22 protein-coding genes and 1 pseudogene are annotated in these 19,230 nt (G+C 59.1%); 2 read left to right on the top strand and 21 right to left on the bottom strand.

Annotation, left to right across the window (positions count from 1 at the left end; translation table 11 throughout):
* Positions 1-73: 73 nt before the first annotated feature.
* From EV281_RS14175 to EV281_RS14140, 8 genes are all read right to left on the bottom strand, one after another.
* A complete protein-coding gene (locus EV281_RS14175; RefSeq protein WP_132653727.1) occupies positions 74-436 on the bottom strand; it encodes a hypothetical protein in 363 nt (120 codons plus the stop codon).
* A gap of 152 nt (positions 437-588) precedes the next feature.
* Positions 589-897 carry a hypothetical protein gene (locus EV281_RS14170; protein ID WP_132653726.1) on the bottom strand — a complete coding sequence of 103 codons (309 nt, stop codon included), beginning with the start codon at positions 895-897 and terminating at the stop codon, positions 589-591.
* Positions 898-1,055: 158 nt separating this feature from the next.
* Positions 1,056-1,478 (bottom strand): secondary thiamine-phosphate synthase enzyme YjbQ, encoded by a 423-nt coding sequence (locus EV281_RS14165; RefSeq protein ID WP_132653725.1) that lies wholly within the window; start codon positions 1,476-1,478, stop codon positions 1,056-1,058.
* Between the two features lie 72 nt (positions 1,479-1,550).
* Complete coding sequence (locus EV281_RS14160; protein WP_132653724.1) at positions 1,551-1,904, bottom strand: DUF1428 family protein; 354 nt, start codon at positions 1,902-1,904, stop codon at positions 1,551-1,553.
* 107 nt (positions 1,905-2,011) lie between these two features.
* Positions 2,012-3,235 carry an MFS transporter gene (locus EV281_RS14155; protein WP_132653723.1) on the bottom strand — a complete coding sequence of 408 codons (1,224 nt, stop codon included), beginning with the start codon at positions 3,233-3,235 and terminating at the stop codon, positions 2,012-2,014.
* A 123-nt stretch (positions 3,236-3,358) separates the two neighbouring features.
* Positions 3,359-4,015 carry a hypothetical protein gene (locus EV281_RS14150; RefSeq protein WP_245508265.1) on the bottom strand — a complete coding sequence of 219 codons (657 nt, stop codon included), beginning with the start codon at positions 4,013-4,015 and terminating at the stop codon, positions 3,359-3,361.
* Between the two features lie 137 nt (positions 4,016-4,152).
* Positions 4,153-4,551 (bottom strand): DUF427 domain-containing protein, encoded by a 399-nt coding sequence (locus tag EV281_RS14145; RefSeq protein WP_132653721.1) that lies wholly within the window; start codon positions 4,549-4,551, stop codon positions 4,153-4,155.
* A gap of 208 nt (positions 4,552-4,759) precedes the next feature.
* Positions 4,760-5,695, bottom strand: coding sequence for a phytanoyl-CoA dioxygenase family protein (locus EV281_RS14140; protein WP_132653720.1), 936 nt, complete (start codon positions 5,693-5,695; stop codon positions 4,760-4,762).
* A 135-nt stretch (positions 5,696-5,830) separates the two neighbouring features.
* On the opposite strand from EV281_RS14140, the gene EV281_RS14135 reads away from it, so the two are divergent.
* Positions 5,831-6,694 carry an AraC family transcriptional regulator gene (locus EV281_RS14135; RefSeq protein WP_132653719.1) on the top strand — a complete coding sequence of 288 codons (864 nt, stop codon included), beginning with the start codon at positions 5,831-5,833 and terminating at the stop codon, positions 6,692-6,694.
* On the opposite strand, the gene EV281_RS14130 is transcribed toward EV281_RS14135, so the two are convergent.
* The 8 genes from EV281_RS14130 to rpoD all read right to left on the bottom strand — a co-directional run bounded on the left by EV281_RS14130 (position 6,691) and on the right by rpoD (position 14,194).
* Positions 6,691-7,572 (bottom strand): DMT family transporter, encoded by an 882-nt coding sequence (locus tag EV281_RS14130; RefSeq protein ID WP_132653718.1) that lies wholly within the window; start codon positions 7,570-7,572, stop codon positions 6,691-6,693. The two genes, EV281_RS14135 and EV281_RS14130, sit on opposite strands and share 4 nt — an antisense overlap.
* 80 nt (positions 7,573-7,652) lie before the next feature.
* Positions 7,653-8,453, bottom strand: a complete 801-nt coding sequence (locus EV281_RS14125) for an AraC family transcriptional regulator (protein WP_132653717.1) — start codon at positions 8,451-8,453, stop codon at positions 7,653-7,655.
* 53 nt (positions 8,454-8,506) lie between these two features.
* On the bottom strand, positions 8,507-9,304 hold the full coding sequence (locus EV281_RS14120; protein WP_132653716.1) for an APH(3')-II family aminoglycoside O-phosphotransferase: 798 nt from the start codon (positions 9,302-9,304) through the stop codon (positions 8,507-8,509).
* 48 nt (positions 9,305-9,352) lie between these two features.
* On the bottom strand, positions 9,353-9,514 hold the full coding sequence (locus tag EV281_RS31125; protein ID WP_165911888.1) for a hypothetical protein: 162 nt from the start codon (positions 9,512-9,514) through the stop codon (positions 9,353-9,355).
* Positions 9,515-9,611: 97 nt separating this feature from the next.
* Positions 9,612-10,709, bottom strand: a complete 1,098-nt coding sequence (locus EV281_RS14115) for a DUF930 domain-containing protein (protein ID WP_132653715.1) — start codon at positions 10,707-10,709, stop codon at positions 9,612-9,614.
* A 47-nt stretch (positions 10,710-10,756) separates the two neighbouring features.
* On the bottom strand, positions 10,757-11,470 hold the full coding sequence (locus tag EV281_RS14110) for a DUF930 domain-containing protein (RefSeq protein WP_132653714.1): 714 nt from the start codon (positions 11,468-11,470) through the stop codon (positions 10,757-10,759).
* Positions 11,471-11,575: 105 nt separating this feature from the next.
* On the bottom strand, positions 11,576-11,869 hold the full coding sequence (locus EV281_RS14105) for a GYD domain-containing protein (protein WP_132653713.1): 294 nt from the start codon (positions 11,867-11,869) through the stop codon (positions 11,576-11,578).
* A 270-nt stretch (positions 11,870-12,139) separates the two neighbouring features.
* The gene (gene rpoD / locus EV281_RS14100) at positions 12,140-14,194 is read right to left on the bottom strand and encodes an RNA polymerase sigma factor RpoD (RefSeq protein WP_132653712.1); all 2,055 of its coding nucleotides are present in this window, start codon (positions 14,192-14,194) and stop codon (positions 12,140-12,142) included.
* Between the two features lie 501 nt (positions 14,195-14,695).
* Between rpoD and EV281_RS14095 the strand changes: the two genes are divergently transcribed.
* Entirely contained in the window at positions 14,696-15,238 is a 543-nt protein-coding gene (locus tag EV281_RS14095) for a L,D-transpeptidase family protein (RefSeq protein WP_132653711.1), read from the top strand.
* A gap of 9 nt (positions 15,239-15,247) precedes the next feature.
* Here EV281_RS14095 and EV281_RS14090 read toward each other — a convergent pair whose 3' ends face one another.
* The 5 genes and pseudogenes from EV281_RS14090 to EV281_RS14070 form a co-directional block, all read right to left on the bottom strand.
* Positions 15,248-15,595 (bottom strand): GFA family protein, encoded by a 348-nt coding sequence (locus EV281_RS14090; RefSeq protein ID WP_132653710.1) that lies wholly within the window; start codon positions 15,593-15,595, stop codon positions 15,248-15,250.
* Between the two features lie 10 nt (positions 15,596-15,605).
* Positions 15,606-16,643, bottom strand: a complete 1,038-nt coding sequence (gene tdh / locus EV281_RS14085) for an L-threonine 3-dehydrogenase (RefSeq protein ID WP_132653709.1) — start codon at positions 16,641-16,643, stop codon at positions 15,606-15,608.
* A 21-nt stretch (positions 16,644-16,664) separates the two neighbouring features.
* The gene (locus EV281_RS14080; RefSeq protein WP_132653708.1) at positions 16,665-17,852 is read right to left on the bottom strand and encodes a glycine C-acetyltransferase; all 1,188 of its coding nucleotides are present in this window, start codon (positions 17,850-17,852) and stop codon (positions 16,665-16,667) included.
* A gap of 67 nt (positions 17,853-17,919) precedes the next feature.
* Entirely contained in the window at positions 17,920-18,648 is a 729-nt protein-coding gene (locus EV281_RS14075) for a class I SAM-dependent methyltransferase (RefSeq protein ID WP_132653707.1), read from the bottom strand.
* Between the two features lie 61 nt (positions 18,649-18,709).
* Positions 18,710-19,170, bottom strand: a pseudogene (locus EV281_RS14070) (cupin domain-containing protein).
* Positions 19,171-19,230: the final 60 nt, after the last annotated feature.

Raw genomic sequence — 19,230 nt, 5'->3', positions numbered from 1 at the left:
CCCGTACCCTATTCAAAAGAAAACCGCCCCTGCAGACTGCAAGGGCGGTTTTGTAATAAACGATAGCGCTTGATTATCGACGCATCATCGGGCACCCGCGAACGTTGCCGAAGACCATCTGGTCGGGACCACGACGGCTCCAGCCCTGCACCACGACACGGCGGGGCGAGACATCGACGATACGCGTGCGGCGCAGGCCGTAATCCTGGGCGATATTTTCCGCCATGCGCGGATCACAACCGCCACGCGGCGGACGGCCATAACCGTAGCCCGGCGGTGGCAGTGGCGGACGGCCGTAGCCTGGAGGCGGTGGCGGACGACGGTCAGGTTCGCCGATAATGATATTCACCTGTGCGGCAGCCGGCGCAACCGTGCCGGCCAGCGCAGCTGCGGAAAGAAGGGCGGCAAGCCCCGCCTTCGCCAGAAACTGCATCATGAAAAAGATCCTCGTGTTTAGTAGCCGCGTGGGCAATGCCGACGCCTATTTCGGAATCACTGACATACAGTTCCGACAGAAGACCGGTGAACGTGTCGCGGTCAAGGCAAAGTGCTCCAAAGCCGGATTTTCCTGCCTACGAACCGAAGGAATTAGCGGTACATGAGCGGGCAGCCGCGCACATTAGCAAAAGTCATGCGGTCCCAGCCATGGCGATACCGGCCGGCAACGACGACGCGGCGCGGCGTGATATTGGAAATGCGCACGTCACGAAGGCCGGAATAGCGGGCTTTGCGGATGGCTTCCACAGGCGAGCAGCCACGAACCGGCGGACGGTGGTAGTACTGTGCCTTGACGACGAAATCCGTCTGCGGCGCCGCGAAAGCGGCAGAGCCCGCAAGCGGGATGGAACTGAGAGCGATCAGCGCGGCAAGCGAAGCCTTGGCAAGAAAATGCGACATGGGATGGTCTCCTCGTGAATAGTTCCTCGATCTCCCCTTCTGGGATTGTCTCGAGACTAAACGCGTGAAGCTGAATGCCGTTCGAACCGCCCATTCAGTTGACATTCAGAACGGTTAATGACGCGGCAGCTGGTTTCGCCCAGATTTGGTTAGACCAATTATCCGCTGAGATGCAGGACGACATCGCGTCGATGCGGCCTGTCACGGTGCTCGAAGAGATAGATGCCCTGCCAGGTGCCGAGTACCAGCCGGCTGTTGCTGACGGGGATGCCGATCGAAACCTGCGTCAGCGCCGCCTTAATATGCGCCGGCATGTCGTCCGGCCCTTCCGTCGTGTGAACGACCCAACGCATAGACGGGTCGGAAGACGGCGGCACGAGACGGCGGAAGAAATTGTTGAGGTCAGTCTTCACATCAGGATCGGCATTTTCCTGGATGAGCAGCGAACAGGAGGTATGGCGCACGAATATCGTCAGCAGCCCCTCCTGCATACTAGACTGGCGCACGAAGGCATTGGCCTGATCGGTGAATTCGTAGAGGCCCTGGCCGCGCGTGGAAAGCGTTACTATTGTCTGGGGCAAGGCGGTCTCCGTCGCAACTGTCTGTGCGAGGTGGCGCGCCTTGCCTTCGAAGTCAATGGCACGGTCACGATATCAGAGTCGCAGCAATTCCTCGAAACCGCCATAGATCATGCGCTTGCCATCAAATGGCATTTTCCATTTGTCGCTCGAAAGGCGCGGATCGGCCATGACCTTCGAATTGATCTCGTCACGCTTCTCCTTGGATCCGTAGAGAATCCAGGAAAAGACCACCACCTCGTCGTCCTTGGCCATGACGGCGCGAGGAAACGAGGTCAATTCGCCATAGGGCACGTCATTGCCAAGGCATTCAACATATTCGAGCGCGCCGTATTCTTTCCAGATCGATCCGGCATAAGCCGAAAACTCCTTATAGGCATCGACATTCTCGCGGGGAACGGCGACGATGAAACCATCAACATAGGACATTGCACTTCTCCTCTTGCGTTAACGTCCGCAGGACGTTCGGCGCAGCCCACATCCGACATTGCCACGTCAATTAACGCCCGCCGCCGATGCGGCAAGGTGAGAGCCCATCAGCCCTGCAGCGTCTTCACCTTGAGAAGATCGGGGAAAAACCGCGTCCACATGAGCACGACTGCGATCGTGCCCACTCCACCGACAATGCCCGCCACGACCGGCCCGAGCACGCCGGCAAGCATGCCGGATTCGAATTCGCCGAGCTGGTTCGAGGTGCCGATGAAGAGCGAATTGACGGCATTGACGCGCCCGCGCATTTCGTCCGGCGTCAGAAGCTGCACCAGCGAGCTGCGAACCACAACGCTCACGGTATCCGAGGCCCCGACGACGAGCAGCGCGACGACGGAGAGCGCAATGTTGGTGGAAAGCGAGAAGATGATGGTGGCCACGCCGAAGACTGGGACGGCCAGCAACATCTTGCGACCGACATCTGCTGTCAGCGGCCGTCGGGCAAGCACAATCGACATGCAAAGCGCACCGATGGCGGGGGCAGCGCGCAGCATGCCGAGCCCCCACGGACCAGCATGCAGGATGTCGCTGGCAAACATCGGCAGCAGCGCCGTGGCGCCGCCAAGCAGGACTGCAAACAGATCGAGCGAGATCGTGCCGAGCATTACCGGCCGGCTGCGAATGAAGGAAACCCCGGCGAAGACGGACGACAAGGTCACCGGCTCGCGCTTCGATGGCGTCCACTCCATGCGGATCGAGATCACGTTGAAGCTCGCCACAGCAAAGAGCACAGCCGACATCGCGAAGGGGGCTATGGGACTCACGCCATAGAGAAGACCGCCGAGCGACGGGCCGATGATCAGCGCCGTCTGCATCATCGAGGTCGAGGTAGCAACGGCGCGCTGCAGCATCGAGGCCGGCACGATATTCGGCAAGAGTGCCGCCATGGTCGGCCTTTCGAAGGCGACAACCGCGCCCATGATAGTGACCGCAACAAGCATTCCAATCGGCGAAAGCCACTGCTGCCAGGTTGCTATCGCCAGAACCAGCGAGGTAATCGCTTCGATGAGCTGGCAGACAAGTCCAATCCGTCGGCGATCGAACCGATCGGCGACATGGCCGACGACGAAGGTCAGCACGGCCATCGGCAGAAACTGGCAGAAGCCGACGAGCGCAAGCGCAAAGGCGCTGTGCGTCTGTTCGTAAATCATCCATCCCATGGCGATAGCCACGGCCTGAAAGGAAAGCGAAGAGAAGACTCGGGAGGCGGCGAAGTTCAGATAGCCGGGATGACGCAGAACGCTTTCCCGCTCTTTCACTGATATGTCCATTGTTCAATCACCGGCGTGCGGCCCAGCCACAGGCACTTATTGGAATCTTATAAAAGCGGAACGGTGTTCTGCTGGAAAATGATTGATGTCAACCCGAATGTGCTCCGGCGCGCAATTGCCGCATCAATTTGCTGGCTGACTGCAGGCGACCATCTCGCAGGCGGCATAATGGAGCTGGTCGCGCATGGCGAGCAGCCACATGGTCTCTTCTATAATATCCAGGATTGCCGAACGCAGATCCGGATCGACAAGGGCCAGTAGTTCATTCTGAGAACTGCCTATGGTCGCCGTACTGCTCAAAAGTTTCTTCATCTGCTCGGCAGAGGGAGTGGTGGTAATCCCGACCGTGTTCAGAACGTCCGGAGACGGAATGCCCATCCAGGCAAGTGCTGAAGCAACCAGCAATTTGGAGAGCGCCCGGGACATCGGCCCCGATAGTTCCCCTGATGTAACGGCGATCTTCCGCCTGAAGCAGGCGATCGTCGCCCGGACCTTGCTGTTGACGGCCGCAAACATGCCGACCGCAATCCTCCGGGCAGCTTCGGCAGGTCTCACAATATAGACTCTTTGGCGGCCCCGGAGTGACGCAGCGGCACTATTTTCCTCATCGAAACCCTGAACAAGGAAATCGCCCCTTCCCGCCAGTATTTCCAGAAGGATCAGAACGTATCCATTATCGCGAGAGACGTCGAATTCGAGATTGAAAGAACCATCGCCGATGCTTTCTATAATACGAATATCCAACACTTCGGAGCGAAGTTCCACTTGATCCAGTTTCATGAGGTTCCCGGCCTGCATAATCCTTGCGCGTGGCGAAGATACTGCGACCTGAGGGAGTTTCATATTAGCCCAAAACGCTTACGCATCCGGCCCACCTTGCCGGTGCGATTGATCGGAAGAAGGAGGCTAGTTAGCCCTTAGAACTGCCCCGCCTCGGGAGACGGCAACTCCTCGATGGAATCGACCCTGTCAGGGTAAAAGGCCATATAGCCCTTGATGTTGGCAACGGCGGGATTGGGCGTCTCATACGTCCAGATCGCATTCTTCGAACGCTCGCCGCCAGCGGGAATGCTGTAATAGGAGGCATCCCCCTTATAGGGGCAATGGCTCTCGTGGTCGGTGCGCTCCAGCGACGACATATCCACATCCTTGCGCGGAATATATTGCACCGGCGGATAGGAAGCCTCGCGCAGCGTCAGCGCATCGTGCGTATCGGCGATCACGCGGCCGCCGAGCTTGACGACGACGCGGGAAGGATTGTGTTCGACAGTGATCGGATGATCCGGTCCGGGAATCTTGATCGGCTTGCCTGACATGGATGTCATCTCCGAATGGATGTCTCTTCCGAAGACATAGGGTGCCGAAGCGGCCATCCCAAGGGGTCAGCAGCTTCGATATCGCGCAACAGCGAAATCGTGAGGGGCGAGCCGGCCGGCGGCATCATGACGCGAATGCGTCGCTTCTGCATCAAGGCAAAAAAGCCGCGGAAGAGTTCTTCTCCGCGGCTTGTGATCTTCTATCGTCTTACCAGCGGTCGAGGCCGAGCAGCTTGCGGCCAAGCGGCGTCAGTTCCGCAGTCCTGGCATTGTGCTTTTCCCATTCGCGCGGATCGCCGGGGAAGGCATCGCGTTTCGGATGATCGAGCTCACGCCACAAGCGGATACGCTCTTCACGCTCCTCGGCATTGTCGTATTCGGCCGGATGCATAGAAATATATTGCGCCATGCGTACACGGTTATCCGAATGGTTGGGACGAACGCCGTGGGCGAGAAGTGAATTGAAGATCATCAGGTCGCCTGGCTCCATGTCGATATTGACGACGGAAAGGCCGGTCATATCGGGATGCATCGGATCGCGATCCTCGGGCTGCGTCTTCACCCATTCCTCGAAATGCTCGAAGAGGTAGGGCACACACTGGAAGCCACCGACATCGCCATCCTGCTTCTTCAGGCTCAGGACGCCCTGCACGCCGATCGGCAGCGGCCGGATCGACGTATCGACATCCCAGTGGATGAAACCGTTCGGGTTGCCCTTCACCTTCTTCGGCGGGTTGAGGTTGGCGCGGTCGATCGTCACCCACAGGTCTTCGCGGTCCCAGATATCGACGAAGACGTCATAGACGCGCTGTTCCATCCGGTTATCCCAGAGCGCCTGGTGATTGTAGATCTCAAGCATGCCGGTATTGTTGAGCTCTTTCATCTTGTGCTCACGGCGCTGCGGCGCATACCAGGTCGAAGGGTCGTTCGGATCCTTCTCGTCAAAACGCCAGAGCACCTCCACAAGCCGCTCGACATTCGCCGCAGGAACGGCCTGACGAACGATGACATAGCCCTTCTTTGTCCAGTGCTGCCAGTCCGCTTCCGAGAGCACCCGCAGCGGCAGCTTCTTCTTGATGTCCTTGAGCTGCGTGGTGACCGACGAGGCCGTCGGATGCGCGTCGCGTTTCACTGCCAGTTCCATGAGATCCTCCCATTATTCGATCCATTCCTGTCGTTTCAGGCAATGATGGGAGTGTAACCTCGCATCGCGGTCCATGTTGTGCCAGCTTGGCAGATTATGATACTATTCTGGCGTCAATGGTCTAGAAGGCGCCTCATGAGGCCTTATCTCGAAATCCTGCCACGCCATGCCGATGCGTCCTGGAGCATGCTGAACCGGCGGCTTGACGAGGCGATCCCTTTTCAATGGCATCACCATCCCGAATTCGAGCTGACACTGACACTGAACTCTATCGGCCAGCGCTTCATCGGCGACCATACCGGCGAATATCAGGACGGCGACCTCGTGCTTGTCGGCCCCAACCTTCCCCACACCTGGGTGTCGAGGGCAAAATATGAGGAAGCGAGCCCGCATGTCGCTCTGGTTTTGTGGTTTCACCCGGACTGGATCCGTCGGGTGACAGCAGGCGCAGTCGAGCTCGCCCCGATCGAAGCCATGCTGTCGCGCGCCGACCGGGGACTGCAGTTTTCCAAGGAAACGGCGGACGCTGTGCGCAGTGAGATCGAGGCGATCTTTTCAAAGCCGCCAGCCGAACGGCTGCTGTCCCTTTTGAGCATCCTCGGACGCATTGCGACAGATCGGCAGGCATTCGCGCTTGCCAGCACGCCCGGCCAGAGTCCGGAATTGCAGGAAAGCCGCGAACGGATCGACCGAGTGCTCACCCACCTGCATCTGCATTACGCCCGCCCGATTGGCCTGGAGGAACTCGCCGATATCGCGGCCCTCAGTGTCTCGGGCCTGCACCGCCTCTTTCGCCGCCACACGGGCACAACAGTCTCCGATTATCTGATCCGCATGCGCATCGGCGATGCCTGCGCCCGCCTCTCCGCCACAAGCCAGCCCGTCGGCCACATTTCCGATGCCGTAGGCTACGGTTCGCTTGCAAACTTCAACAGGCAATTCAGGGCGCAGACCGGCATGACGCCACGAGAATATCGCAACGTCTTCCGCCGCGCCTAGCTTCTCGCCGTCCGGCTGGCGAAGCCGAGGCCTATGACAGCTGCCAGAACGCAGGCAATCCCGAAAATCTGGTTGAAAGCGATCGCCTCGCCGAGAACAACAAAGGCGAAAATAACAGAGGTTGTCGGTGCAACAGCGGTAAAAAGAGAGGCCTCCGCGCCGCTGACGCGTTCCGCTCCCGCATACCAGAGAATGAAGCCACCCACAGTCGGCACCAGCGCGTAATAGACGACCGCAAGCAAAGCCGGTTGCGAAGCGGTGCCGATATCATGATGTTCAAACAAGGCGGGCACACCCGCAACGACAAAGCCGATGGCCGTCATCAACGCCGACTGCGTCAATGGCGGAATCGACGTGCCGAGCCGCTTGTTGAGCAGGATGAACAGCCCCTCGCAGATGACTGCGCCGAAAATCATGATGTCGCCAACAAGCGACCCACGACCGGCAGCCGGCGAAAAAGCAATAGAGAAGACGCCTGCAGCCGCCAGCCCGATCGCCAGAAGCAGGAAACGCTGCGGCCTCTCGCCGAGCACGAGGATGGAGATTGCCGCTGACACGACCGGCAGCGTACCGATGATGACACCGGCATTGGCCGCCGACGTTAGTGACAGGCCCGAGATCAACAGCGTCGTATAACCGACACTTCCAGCACCGGCCTGCGTGAGAAGGATCAGTCGGTCCCGCGCAGAAAGCCGAGGCGACCGCGACCCTGTCCAGCGCATAAGGAAGAGGAAGAAGGGAAAGGCCACCGCAAAACGCAAGGCCGTAGCCGTGAAGGGTGGCAATCCGGAAGCAATGAGCTTGCTGGCGATAACGGTACTGCCGACAGTCGTCATCGCCAAAGTAAGATAGATATAACCTTGAAATTCCCTGCTCATCTGCTGCTCCTTTCGAGACGGCGGAAGCAAACAGGTTCAGAGGCCTGACGTCTTGAACGAAATTGCAAGGGAGCGAGCGTTCAGGAATGACCGCGCGCATAGACGCCGGGCGTCAGGCCATAGCGGGAAACGAAGGCGCGCGTCATGTGGCTCTGGTCGGCAAAGCCGCTTTCGAAAGCCGCTTCCGCCAGCGGCGCACCGCCGGCGATCAGCCGTCGGGCAAGATGCACGCGAGCCTGAACGAGATAGGCATGCGGCGTAAATCCCGTTGCCCTGGCAAAGGCGCGCAGCACCTGAAACCGACTAAGGCCGCTTTCGCGTGCCAGATCGGCGAGTGAGATTTCGGCTGCCGGATCGTCGTCGATCAGGCTGCGCGCATGGACAATGGAACGCGGTGCCGACGCGGGCTCTTCCTGCATCGCCGCTTCGCGCATCGCATCGGCAGCGACCGAGAGCAGCAACTCTTCGCAGCGCAGCCGCTCCTCGTTGCCCGTAACGGCAGAAAACAATGCCCGGAACCGGTCACCAAGCAACCTGTCCTTAATGACAGGCCGCGGAATCTCAGAGCGGCTGGAACCACCCTCTGCCGACTCGCGCGCAAGACCGACCATTACGGAGGGGTCAAAATAGAGAATGCTCCAGGATCGCGCCTCACTGATCGGCGCCCCGTCATGCACCTCATTCGGATTGACGGTGATGAGATCGCCGGCCTCCGCCTCGACCATGCCGCGCCCGCTCAGCGACTTTTGCGCGCCGGAAAAGATCAGGCCGATGCCGAACTGCTCATGCGTATGGCGCGCGAAACGGTGGCCTGACGTCGCCGCCACGGCCTCCACGCCCGCTACGGACGAGCGCAGCATCCTGAACTGGCTGGCGGCCATAACAATCTCCTTCGCAGCCGACTTTGCCAGCAGACAGCAAACCGGGCAAGCAATCAGAAGAATTCGTCGAGAAGCTGATAAAACTCGATCCTCTCGGGGTCGATGATGGAAAGGCCATAGGCATTGAGAAACAGCCGCACGAATTCCCCGCCGAAATTATGGGCGATGCTGCGACAGGCCAGCGCGATATCCTGATAGCGGTCGGCGACGCCGAGCCGGCAGCAGTCGATATAGCCGGCAAACCGCCCTCCAGCCGCCATGAAATTCGGCAGGCAGGCATCGCCATGCGCAACGACGAGATTTTCGCTATCGGGCCGCAGCCGCTGCAATTCGCCAAAGAGGAAGAAGGCGCTTTTGCCGAGCCGCTTCTCATCGAAATCCGTCTCGTCAACCAGTCCGGCCCGCATCCGCGCCTCAGCAGTCAGAAGACGGTTTTCCAGACGATGATCGAACGGGCAGGCGTTGACATCGAGGTTGTGGAGAGTGCTGAGAGCGGAAGCAAGAATCTCGACGCGTTCTTCCGGCAGCAGCACCGCAGCAGTGACGAGATCGGCGCCCGGCAGTGCAGTCATCAGCAGGAAGCTGCGCTCGCCATCGCTCTCATAGGCGATAACCTCAGGGCAATCGAGACCTTGACTGCGAAGCCAGACGAGCCTCTCGGCCTCATCGGCGAGTTCACAAAACGGCCCCGCCTCCTCGCCCTTCAGGTAAAGCCCGGGACGCCCCTCGCCTTCCAGGCGAAAAACACAGGCCGATGACCGGCCGAGAGCGTCGCGCCGCCACTGATAGCCGCCAAGATGGCTCCGGAGCGAAACCGGAAGCCTGCCATCCTCCTGAAGCGGAACGACCATTGATATCCCAGAAAAAGAAGCTCAATCCGGAAGCTTCGTATCGGCGCGTTAATGGAAGGTTTCTGCCGGCGCGCTTTCCAGAAGAATTTCGAAAGCTTCTTCCAGAGCCGCAACCAGAATATCGGTCAGCTCGTCTGCTTTGTTTTCCAGAAACATCAGGCTGACGGATTCTTCCTGGCGCTCGAAGAAGTGCTCGATCTCGTTCGACATATCATTTGTCCCCTTATCCACCGTAACCATCACGGCCATGGGGAAACGATAGAGATGGCTCCTTGTGCGTGGCTTGTTCCGCGAGCGAATGCGCCGACTAGTCGCGAATATCGTATTTGCCATATTGGCTGCGAGGGATCAGCCCCCCCACCTCATGGGCAAACGAAACGACTTTCATCGCATTGGCATCCACCTCACAACGGAAGCGAACATGATACCAGCCTTTGGCTGTGCCAAAGGCCGCGTCGTCGATATTGAGTAGGGTTCCTGCCCGTAATCCATATTGCGGCAATGCGTAAGGCTGATAACTCGGAGAACCATAAGCAAGCTGCGCTCGAAGCTCGCTGGCGCAAAGAACGGCAACTCTCTTGTTTCGCGGAAGACCATCGACCGCAGCCTGCGCGATGGAGTTTCCATCCTCCGTGGAGGAAAACAGAGTCTGGGCGTTCGTCAGATCACTGTTCTTCGCCACCTCTTTGGGCTTCTCAGGAGTTCTCTGCTCCGGCGGCTTGGCCTGTTCAATACTCGTTACGGCTTTATCGGACATGTCCGCTGACGATCTGTTGGGCTCCGGAGAAGCATCGGCCACCGCAACCTCCGGAAGCTTTACATCATTCGGAACAGGCTTTGATGGAGGCGCTTCGGTTTTAGCTTTTTCTACGGCCGCCTCTGTGGGCGTTTGCTCCGGCGCAACGTCGTGCTTCGGCGGCGTTGTTGCCGGCTTTGCTTCACCTTCGGACGAATTGCCCGTCAACGATTTTTTGGGACCGCTGTCCTTATCGCCAAACTCCGTGACAGCGCGCATGGGCGGCATAGGCGTCCGCTTCGTTCGCTCTGCCGTGTCCGCGGCAGGCGGAGGTGATTGCGGTGGCCGAGGTGGCGGTGGAGGCGGCTCGGCTTTTGCTTGCTCCTTCGGCTTCTCTTCCTCTTTCGGCTTTTCCTCCGGCTTCTTTTCCTCCGGCGGCGGGACGAGTTCGACCTTCACGCTCTCGTCTTCGGCGGGTTTCGCCTGGATCTTCGGAAGGCCGAAAATCAACAGCGCGACGACAGGAACATGCAGAAGCACGGACGCAACAACACCCCAGCGGGCCCGAGGCTCCTGGTGCTCCGTCTCATGATCGGTATCTGCCGGTTCGACGTCTTCTTCTGCCACAGCAGCGATGTGGCCTTTAAAACCGGCAGCATCAAGCCACAAGTCGAAAAAACCTCGTGATCTTTCCCCCTCGGCACCGTCACCCCGAGCTATTGGTCGGCCTTGCCGTCATCTGCAACCAGATTGTGCTCCTGCCAGATGTCCTTGGGAAGGGCATCGCCGATCGCAAAGGCAAAGGCGACCACTTTGCCGGCGGGGTCGACTTCGCAGTGGAATCGGATGTTGAACCAGTTCCGCTTGCTGCGAAAAGCCCCGCCCTCGACTTCGACACTACCGCCGCTGACCTTTTCCGGCTTCATGGCATAGGGCGCGACGAGATCAGCCTTCAAGCCGGGGCGAGATCGGTCGATCTGCTCTAACGCCTCAAGATTGCAGAGTTGCAGGTTGCGCTCTCCGCCCGATAACGTGGCAAGCATTTCCCGCGCCTTACGACTGCGTGGGCTGGCAAGTGTCTTTGCCGAAAACAGTTCGTTTGCTTGGGTCAGTTGCGGTTCCGGTATCACCGGCTTCGGCAGTGGCGGAAGCGTCTCTCTTGATGCTGTCTGTGCTGCCGCATCTGCCGCGGCATTGGCATTGTCTTGACGCCTGTCCGGTAGCGACCGGACGGCAGGCGGTGGCGATGTCGCGATAGTCGCCGGCGGTATGACAACTTCCACATCAACACTGTCTTCTGGCGGCGCGTGGACCGGCTCCACGTCAGGCAGGAAAGCGAGCAAGAGCACGCCGATGGACAGATGCAGGAAGAGTGATACCGGCAATGCCGGATCGAACTTTCCTCTCTGCAACAGGCCGGCATGTTCCATCGAAGGCTAGTCCATGCTCTGATTTCAAGGCGCAGCGACACTGCCAGCGCTGCGGAATAACCGCAACGCCGCATCCGGTTCATCACCAGTTATCGCCATTCTGACCTATGCGAGCGACGCGATGATATCGCGATAATTCACTTCCGGAAATGCCCTCAGGGTTTGCGTGCGCACATTGCCCGCCGAGGCAAGAGACAGCGTGAAGCGCGCCATCACCCGATCATCAGGCGCCTCGCAGACGGCCACCATGTCGTACTCGCCCATCGTAAGATAAAACTTGTCGAAGGAACCGCCCATGTTTCCGAGCAGGTTTCTTGCCGCATCCAGCCGCTTGGGGGAGTCCTTCGCACTCCGGATGCCCTGATCGGTCCAGTTTATCAGCAGAATGTACGTGGTCATGCTGCACCTCCCGGCGGAGGCCACGATCACGCGGCGCATGATACCGTTCGCACGCCGCGACCGCTCTTCTCCCCGCAACCGAAATTATAAGCCTGTCACTTCAAGGGGACAAGCAATGCGGGAACCATCAATCGGGCTAGATATGTCCCGATGGGCTAATCCAGCACGCCTCGCAGACAAAGAAAAACCCGGCCAGCAGGCTGACCGGGTTCCGATTTCGATCGTCCTCGAAGCTCTTAGCTGTGGAGGAACGAACGCAGCTTGCAGTTCTTAGCTGTCCAGAAAGCTTCTCAGCTTTCTGGAGCGGCTCGGATGCTTGAGCTTGCGCAGTGCCTTCGCCTCGATCTGGCGGATACGTTCGCGGGTGACCGAGAACTGCTGGCCAACTTCTTCGAGTGTATGGTCGGTGTTCATGCCGATGCCGAAGCGCATGCGCAGCACGCGCTCTTCGCGCGGCGTCAGCGATGCCAGAACACGGGTCGTCGTCTCGCGCAGGTTCGCCTGGATGGCGGCGTCGATCGGCAACAGCGCATTCTTGTCTTCGATGAAATCGCCAAGATGTGAATCTTCTTCGTCGCCCACGGGGGTTTCGAGGGAGATCGGTTCCTTGGCGATCTTCAGGACCTTGCGGACCTTTTCGAGCGGCATGGCGAGCTTTTCAGCCAGTTCTTCCGGCGTCGGCTCGCGGCCGATTTCATGCAGCATCTGGCGCGAGGTCCGAACGATCTTGTTGATCGTTTCGATCATGTGCACCGGAATACGGATCGTGCGGGCCTGGTCGGCGATCGAGCGAGTGATCGCCTGACGAATCCACCATGTCGCGTAGGTCGAAAACTTGTAACCGCGGCGGTATTCGAACTTGTCGACCGCCTTCATCAAGCCGATATTGCCTTCCTGAATGAGATCGAGGAACTGCAGGCCGCGGTTCGTGTACTTCTTGGCGATGGAGATGACGAGGCGAAGGTTGGCTTCGACCATTTCCTTCTTGGCGATGCGCGCTTCGCGCTCACCCTTCTGCACCATGTGCACGATGCGGCGGAATTCCGAGATCGAAATACCGGTTTCCGTGGCGAGATTCTGGATCTCCTGGCGGATATCGCGGATCGTCGTGTTTTCGCTCTTGGCGAATTCCTTCCAGCCGCGGGCGGCCAGATTGCCGATCGACTTCATCCAGTTCGGATCGAGCTCGGCACCCTGATACTGTTCCAGGAACGAGTCGCGCTTGACGCCATAGGATTCGGCCAGACGCAGCAGACGGCCTTCATTCTGCACGAGGCGCTTGTTGATGTCGTAGAGCTGCTCGACCAGCGCATCGATGCGGTTCTGGTTGAGCGACAGCGACTTCACCGCCTTGATCAGCTCGTCCTTGAGCTCTTTGTAGCGGCGCTCCTGAGCGGAAGACAGCGTGCCGGTGGCGGCGAGGCGCTGCTCGACCTGCTGGTCCTGCAGCTTGCGCAGCTTCTTGTAGGTTTCGGCAATGATGTCGAGCGTTTCCATGACCTGCGGACGCAGTTCGGCTTCCATCGCGGCAAGCGAGAGGTTGGATTCGTCCTCGTCCTCTTCTTCCTCTTCCGGAGGCATGCCTTCACCGCCGACATCGGTAATGTCGTCGTCACCGGAGCGGGCGCGCCGGGTCTTTTCCTTCTCCTCGGCAGCCTTGCGGTCGGCCTCAATCTTCTCGGGGCTCTGGAACTGCGGAGCAGCCTTGGCTTCCGGACCGGAATAGGTGGTTTCGAGATCGATGATCTCGCGCAGCAGCGTGGTACCTTCGTTCAGTTCGTCGCGCCAGATAATCAGCGCCTGGAACGTCAGCGGGCTCTCACACAGGCCTGCGATCATCGTTTCGCGGCCGGCTTCGATGCGCTTTGCGATGGCGATTTCGCCTTCGCGCGACAGAAGCTCGACAGAACCCATTTCGCGCAGATACATGCGCACCGGATCGTCGGTACGGTCGGTCGGTTCTTTTTTCTTGGTGGTCGCAAGCGCGGTGCCGCCGGAAGGCGCAAGTTCGCCGCCCTCGCCCTCGTCGTCACCGGAGCTGTCGTCGTCATCGCCGCCGGAAGCGCCGGCTTCCTCGGCTTCCTCGTCCTCGATGACGTTGATGCCCATATCGGAGAGCATCGCCATCGTGTCTTCGATCTGTTCGGACGTCACTTCCTCGGAAGGCAGGACGGCGTTGAGCTCGTCCATCGTCACATAGCCGCGCTTCTTGGCGGCCTTGATCATCTTCTTGACCGCGTCATCGGAAAGATCGAGAAGAGGGCCGTCGCTTGCGCCGTCGCGTTCGACTTCCTGGTCTTCGTTCTCTTTGACCTTCGTTGCCATTTATATCGTCGCCTTCCTGACGCTATTCATACTCGCTGTGGTGAATGGCCGTCTCGTCGCCCGGCGCGTGCGTGCGCACCGGCCTCGAATCACCTATACCCACCTAACGGGATGACATTTAAAGCCTGATTAACCACGTTCGCCGGCATCGGACAGCAAAAGTCAATTGCCATTGGATTTCCGGCCATGGTTGTGCGATCCGCCTTGACCCAGTTCACCGCTCAAGTGGAACGGTGATTCCCACAAAATTTGTTCTCGTCAAGCTTTTCCAGAAAAAAAGCCATCGAAAACCCGGAAAAAGCCTTATCCACAGGCTTTGAACCGCGCCAGCGATTGCGAAGCTTATCTAGTATGTCACCGGCAAAAGACAAGGGCTTTTGCACAAACACTAAGAGAACGGCAACTCGCTCCGACGGTACGCCATAGATTCTTCGCAAACCACTAACATGAATTGTGAAAACAAGATGTACACGGTTATGGGGAATCTCGGTGGCAAGGATCATGACGAGAAATAGGTTGATCCTTCTGGCCACCATCGCCGTCGGCGCGTTTGGCTATACGAAAGTCATGGCCAAGATCGGTTCAGGTTCGCCGCCTGCGAATGCGCCCTTGGAGCAACAAGCCAGCCTCATTCGCGTTTATAAATCCGAACGCCGCATGGTTCTCCTGCGAGGCGAAACAGCCCTTTCGACATATCGGATTTCTCTTGGAAGTGCGGCCGATGAGGGACCAAAGCAGCGAGAGGGCGACGAGAAGACCCCGGAAGGCCGCTATGAGATTGACTGGCGAAATTCCAGGTCCATGGCGCATCTCAGTCTGCATATCTCCTACCCCAGTCCGGCCGATCGGCAGAACGCTGAATTGAAGGGCTATTCTCCCGGCGGCGATATCATGATCCATGGCCTGCCCAACGGCTGGGGCTTCCTTCAGACCATGCACCTGCTTTGGGACTGGACGGATGGCTGCATTGCCGTCACCGATCAGGAGATGCGCGATATCTGGGCGCGCGTCCCCGATCATACGCCTATAGAGATCGTGCCCTGAGCTGCCGTCCTAACGTGACAACCCGTCATACGCATTCACCGTCAGGGCCGACAGATCGAGCACCGGGATGCAGCGCAAATTGACGGACGCCATCTCCATGCCATTGGGCGCCCTCGCTTCACCGAAAGGCGCGATACCGCACTTGGCGCAGAAGTGGTGTTTGATGGCGTGCGTGTTGAACGTATAGGTCGACAGGTTTTCCTCCGGAACCGTCAGGCGCAGTTTCTCGCGCGGCACGAAACTGAGCAATCCGCCGCGCCGGCGGCAGAGCGAGCAGTTGCAGTCGACCGCTTCGGTAAACGAACCCTCGACCGTGAAGGCAATATTGCCGCAGTGGCAGCTCCCCTCGTAGATCATCACCCGCTCCTCACATCCAGTCCATCACGACCTTGCCCGAATTGCCCGAGCGCATTGCCTCGAAGCCATCGCGGAAATCGTCGATCTTGATGCGATGCGTGATGAGCGGCGACAGATCCAACCCGCCCTGCACGAAGGCGATCATCTTGTACCAGGTCTCGAACATTTCGCGGCCGTAGATTCCCTTGAGGTTCAGCATCTTGAAGATGACCTTGTTCCAGTCGATCTCGAAACCGGCTGGAGCGATACCCAAAATGGCGATCTTGCCGCCATTGTTCATCTTGTCGATCATGTCGCGGAAGGCGGGTGCGGCGCCCGACATTTCAAGTCCGACATCGAAGCCCTCGGTCATGCCGATCGACTTCATCACATCGGCAAGATTTTCCTTCGAGGCGTCCACGACGTGATCGATGCCGAGCTCGCGGGCGAGATCGAGACGATGCGGGTTGATGTCGGTGATGACGACCTTGCGCGCCCCGGAGCGTTTGGCAACGAGCGCGCCCATAATGCCGATCGGCCCCGCACCCGTCACAAGCACATCCTCGCCGACGAGATCGAAGGAGAGCGCCGTGTGAACGGCATTGCCGAACGGATCGAAAATCGCTGCGATCTCATCCGGAATATCGTCAGGGATGGCAACGACATTGGCTTCGGGAATGCAGACGAACTCGCCGAAGGAGCCCGGCCGATTGACGCCGACGCCGAGTGTATTGCGGCAGAGATGCCCCCTGCCCGCGCGGCAGTTGCGGCACTTGCCGCAAACGATATGACCCTCGCCCGACACACGTTCGCCGACATGGTATTTGGTAACGGCAGAACCGATCTCGGCAATCTCGCCGGAGAATTCGTGACCGACCACCATTGGCACTGGAATAGTCTTCTGCGCCCACTGGTCCCAGTTCCAGATATGCACGTCTGTGCCGCAGATCGCCGATTTCTTCACGCGGATCAGCACGTCGTTCGGACCGACTTCCGGTACCGGCACATGTTCCATCCAGAGGCCGACTTCCGGCTTCGCCTTGACCAGTGCTTTCATCATGTTGGACATGATCTTCTTCTCCTCAAGGCCCTAGATGATGCCGAGTTCGCGGCCGGCTTCGGCAAAGGCGGCAATCGCCCGCTCGACATCCGCCTTTGAATGCGCTGCCGACATCTGCGTGCGGATGCGGGCCTGTCCCTTCGGCACGACAGGGAAGGAGAAGCCAATTACATAGACGCCCTTTTTCAGCATCAACGCCGCCATATCCTGCGCAAGCTTTGCGTCGCCCAGCATGACGGGAATGATCGGATGCCCCTCGCCGGCAAGCGTAAAGCCGAGTTTGGTCATCTCGGAGCGGAAAAGCGCCGCATTGGTCGACAGCCGTTCGCGCAGCGCATCGCCATTTTCGATGAGATCGAAGACCTTCAGCGATGCAGCCGCGATGATCGGAGCCAGCGTATTGGAGAAGAGGTAGGGACGCGAGCGCTGCCGCAGCCACTCGACGATCTCCGCCTTCGCAGAGGTGTAACCACCCGAGGCACCTCCAAGCGCCTTGCCGAGTGTGCCGGTGATGATATCGACACGGCCCTCGACGCCGCAATGTTCCGGCGAGCCGCGGCCATGTTGACCTACGAAACCGACGGCATGGCTATCGTCCACCATGACCATCGCACCGTATTTCTCAGCAAGATCGCACACGCCTTGCAGATTGGCGATGATGCCGTCCATCGAGAAGACGCCATCGGTCGCGATCATCTTGAAACGGCTGCCTTCGGCCTTCTTCAGTTCCTCCTCCAGCGCCGTCATGTCGTTATTGGCGTAGCGGAAGCGCTTAGCCTTGGAGAGGCGAACGCCGTCAATGATGGAAGCGTGGTTCAGTGCGTCGGAAATGATCGCGTCCTCTTCGGACAACAGCGTCTCGAACAGGCCGCCATTGGCATCGAAGCAGGAGGAATAGAGGATCGTGTCTTCCATGCCGAGGAAGGAGGAGATGCGCGCTTCGAGTTGCTTGTGCTCTTCCTGCGTGCCGCAGATGAAGCGGACCGAGGCCATCCCATAGCCATAACGGTCGAGCGCCTTCTTGCCGGCTTCCGCCAGTTCCTCATTATCGGCAAGCCCGAGATAGTTGTTGGCACAGAAATTCAGCACGCGTTCACCGGAGGCCACGGCGATTTCGCCGGCCTGTTTCGACATGATCACGCGTTCGGACTTGTAGAGGCCGGCATCCTTCAGCGCAGCCAGTTCGCCGCGCAGATGCGAGAGGAAATTCGAGGTCATTGAGGGCCCTTCTCTTGATGTTTCCCGTCTGAGCGTCGGTTAGCACATCGCCACCGGCTTGTCTTGCTCAACGCTCGGCCGCAACAAGCAGAAAGGTCGGCCGGTCGAGTTCCTCGGCCCATTCGGAATGATTAGCCAGATCCTGCTCGCTCGGCGCCCATTCTTCGACATGGCAGATGGCAAAACCGGCGGAAACCAGCGCATTGATCGTCGTACTCAGCCGGCGATGGTATTTGACGACGCCCTTGGCAAGCCAATCCGTCGTGCGACGCCCCTCGAGGGCATAGCTGTCGAGCGGCCATATCCGCCGCCCATCGGCATCAGCGCTCCAGCCGGGATTGCGCGGCGCCATGAAGATCGGATGTTCGATCGTAAAGACGAAACGCGAGCCGGGAACGAGCGCCCGGTGCACCATGGTGACAAGCCGTTCGAAATTCTCGATATAGTGAAAAGCAAGCGAACTATGGGCGAAATCGAACGAAGCAACAGGAAGCTCCAGTTCCTCGAGATCGGCAATCCCATAGGTGATCGCATCATCCTGCGTATCCGCTTTCGCCCGAGCGATCATGTTTTGCGAAATATCGAGCCCGAGCACGCTTGCAGCACCTGCGGAGCGGGCATGACGGGCAAACCAGCCAAAGCCACAGCCCAGATCGACCACCCGCTTGCCCGCGAGATCGGTTAGCTGCGCCCGAACTGCCGGCCATTCGGCCGCACCCTCAAGCCCTTCGATCGAGCGGCGCATGGCGCTGTATCCGGCGAAGAATTCCGCCGTATCGTAGATATTCTGGCTCATGACGATCCTCCGAATGGTCCTTATAGGACAGCACCCATCAGCATCTCAAGGATCTGATGCCTCAGGGATCCGAACCGTCACCAATCTCCACGAGGCCGAAACGCTCCTGGATCGGCAGGATAGCTTCGGGCGTCCTGGCGTCCGCCCGTTCCAGGTCCATGAAAAAATGCTCGAACCCGCCGGGCGTGACAAAGCCCATCATCCGCCCCATGCTGTCTCCGACATTGCGCCAGTGATGCGGCACGTTCGGCGGCAGGACGACGACAGATCCGACTGCCGCCTCGATCATTTCGTCACCGCACCAGAAACGATAGCTTCCCTCGATGACCCGAAAGACCTCGGTTTCCCTGGTATGCATATGCCGCGACGGCCGGTGCCGGGCGCCGAGAAAGTTTCCCAGATGCCATAGGCACCACCCGTTTCCTCTGCCGTTGCATGAATGAAGACCTGCCCGCCATGCGGATGCCTCGCAATCCGCTCGCGTCCGGGCAGTGACGCTACCGCTCTATGGAACTGTGCCATTGAAGTTCCCCCAACTCTGCGGGAACCCTAGCAGAAATCTGCGCCGATTGCAGCGGAAGG

This window comes from Rhizobium sp. BK418 (assembly GCF_004341105.1).
In the GTDB taxonomy this organism is placed as follows: domain Bacteria; phylum Pseudomonadota; class Alphaproteobacteria; order Rhizobiales; family Rhizobiaceae; genus Rhizobium.
This window is presented reverse-complemented; position numbering and strand designations above follow the sequence as displayed.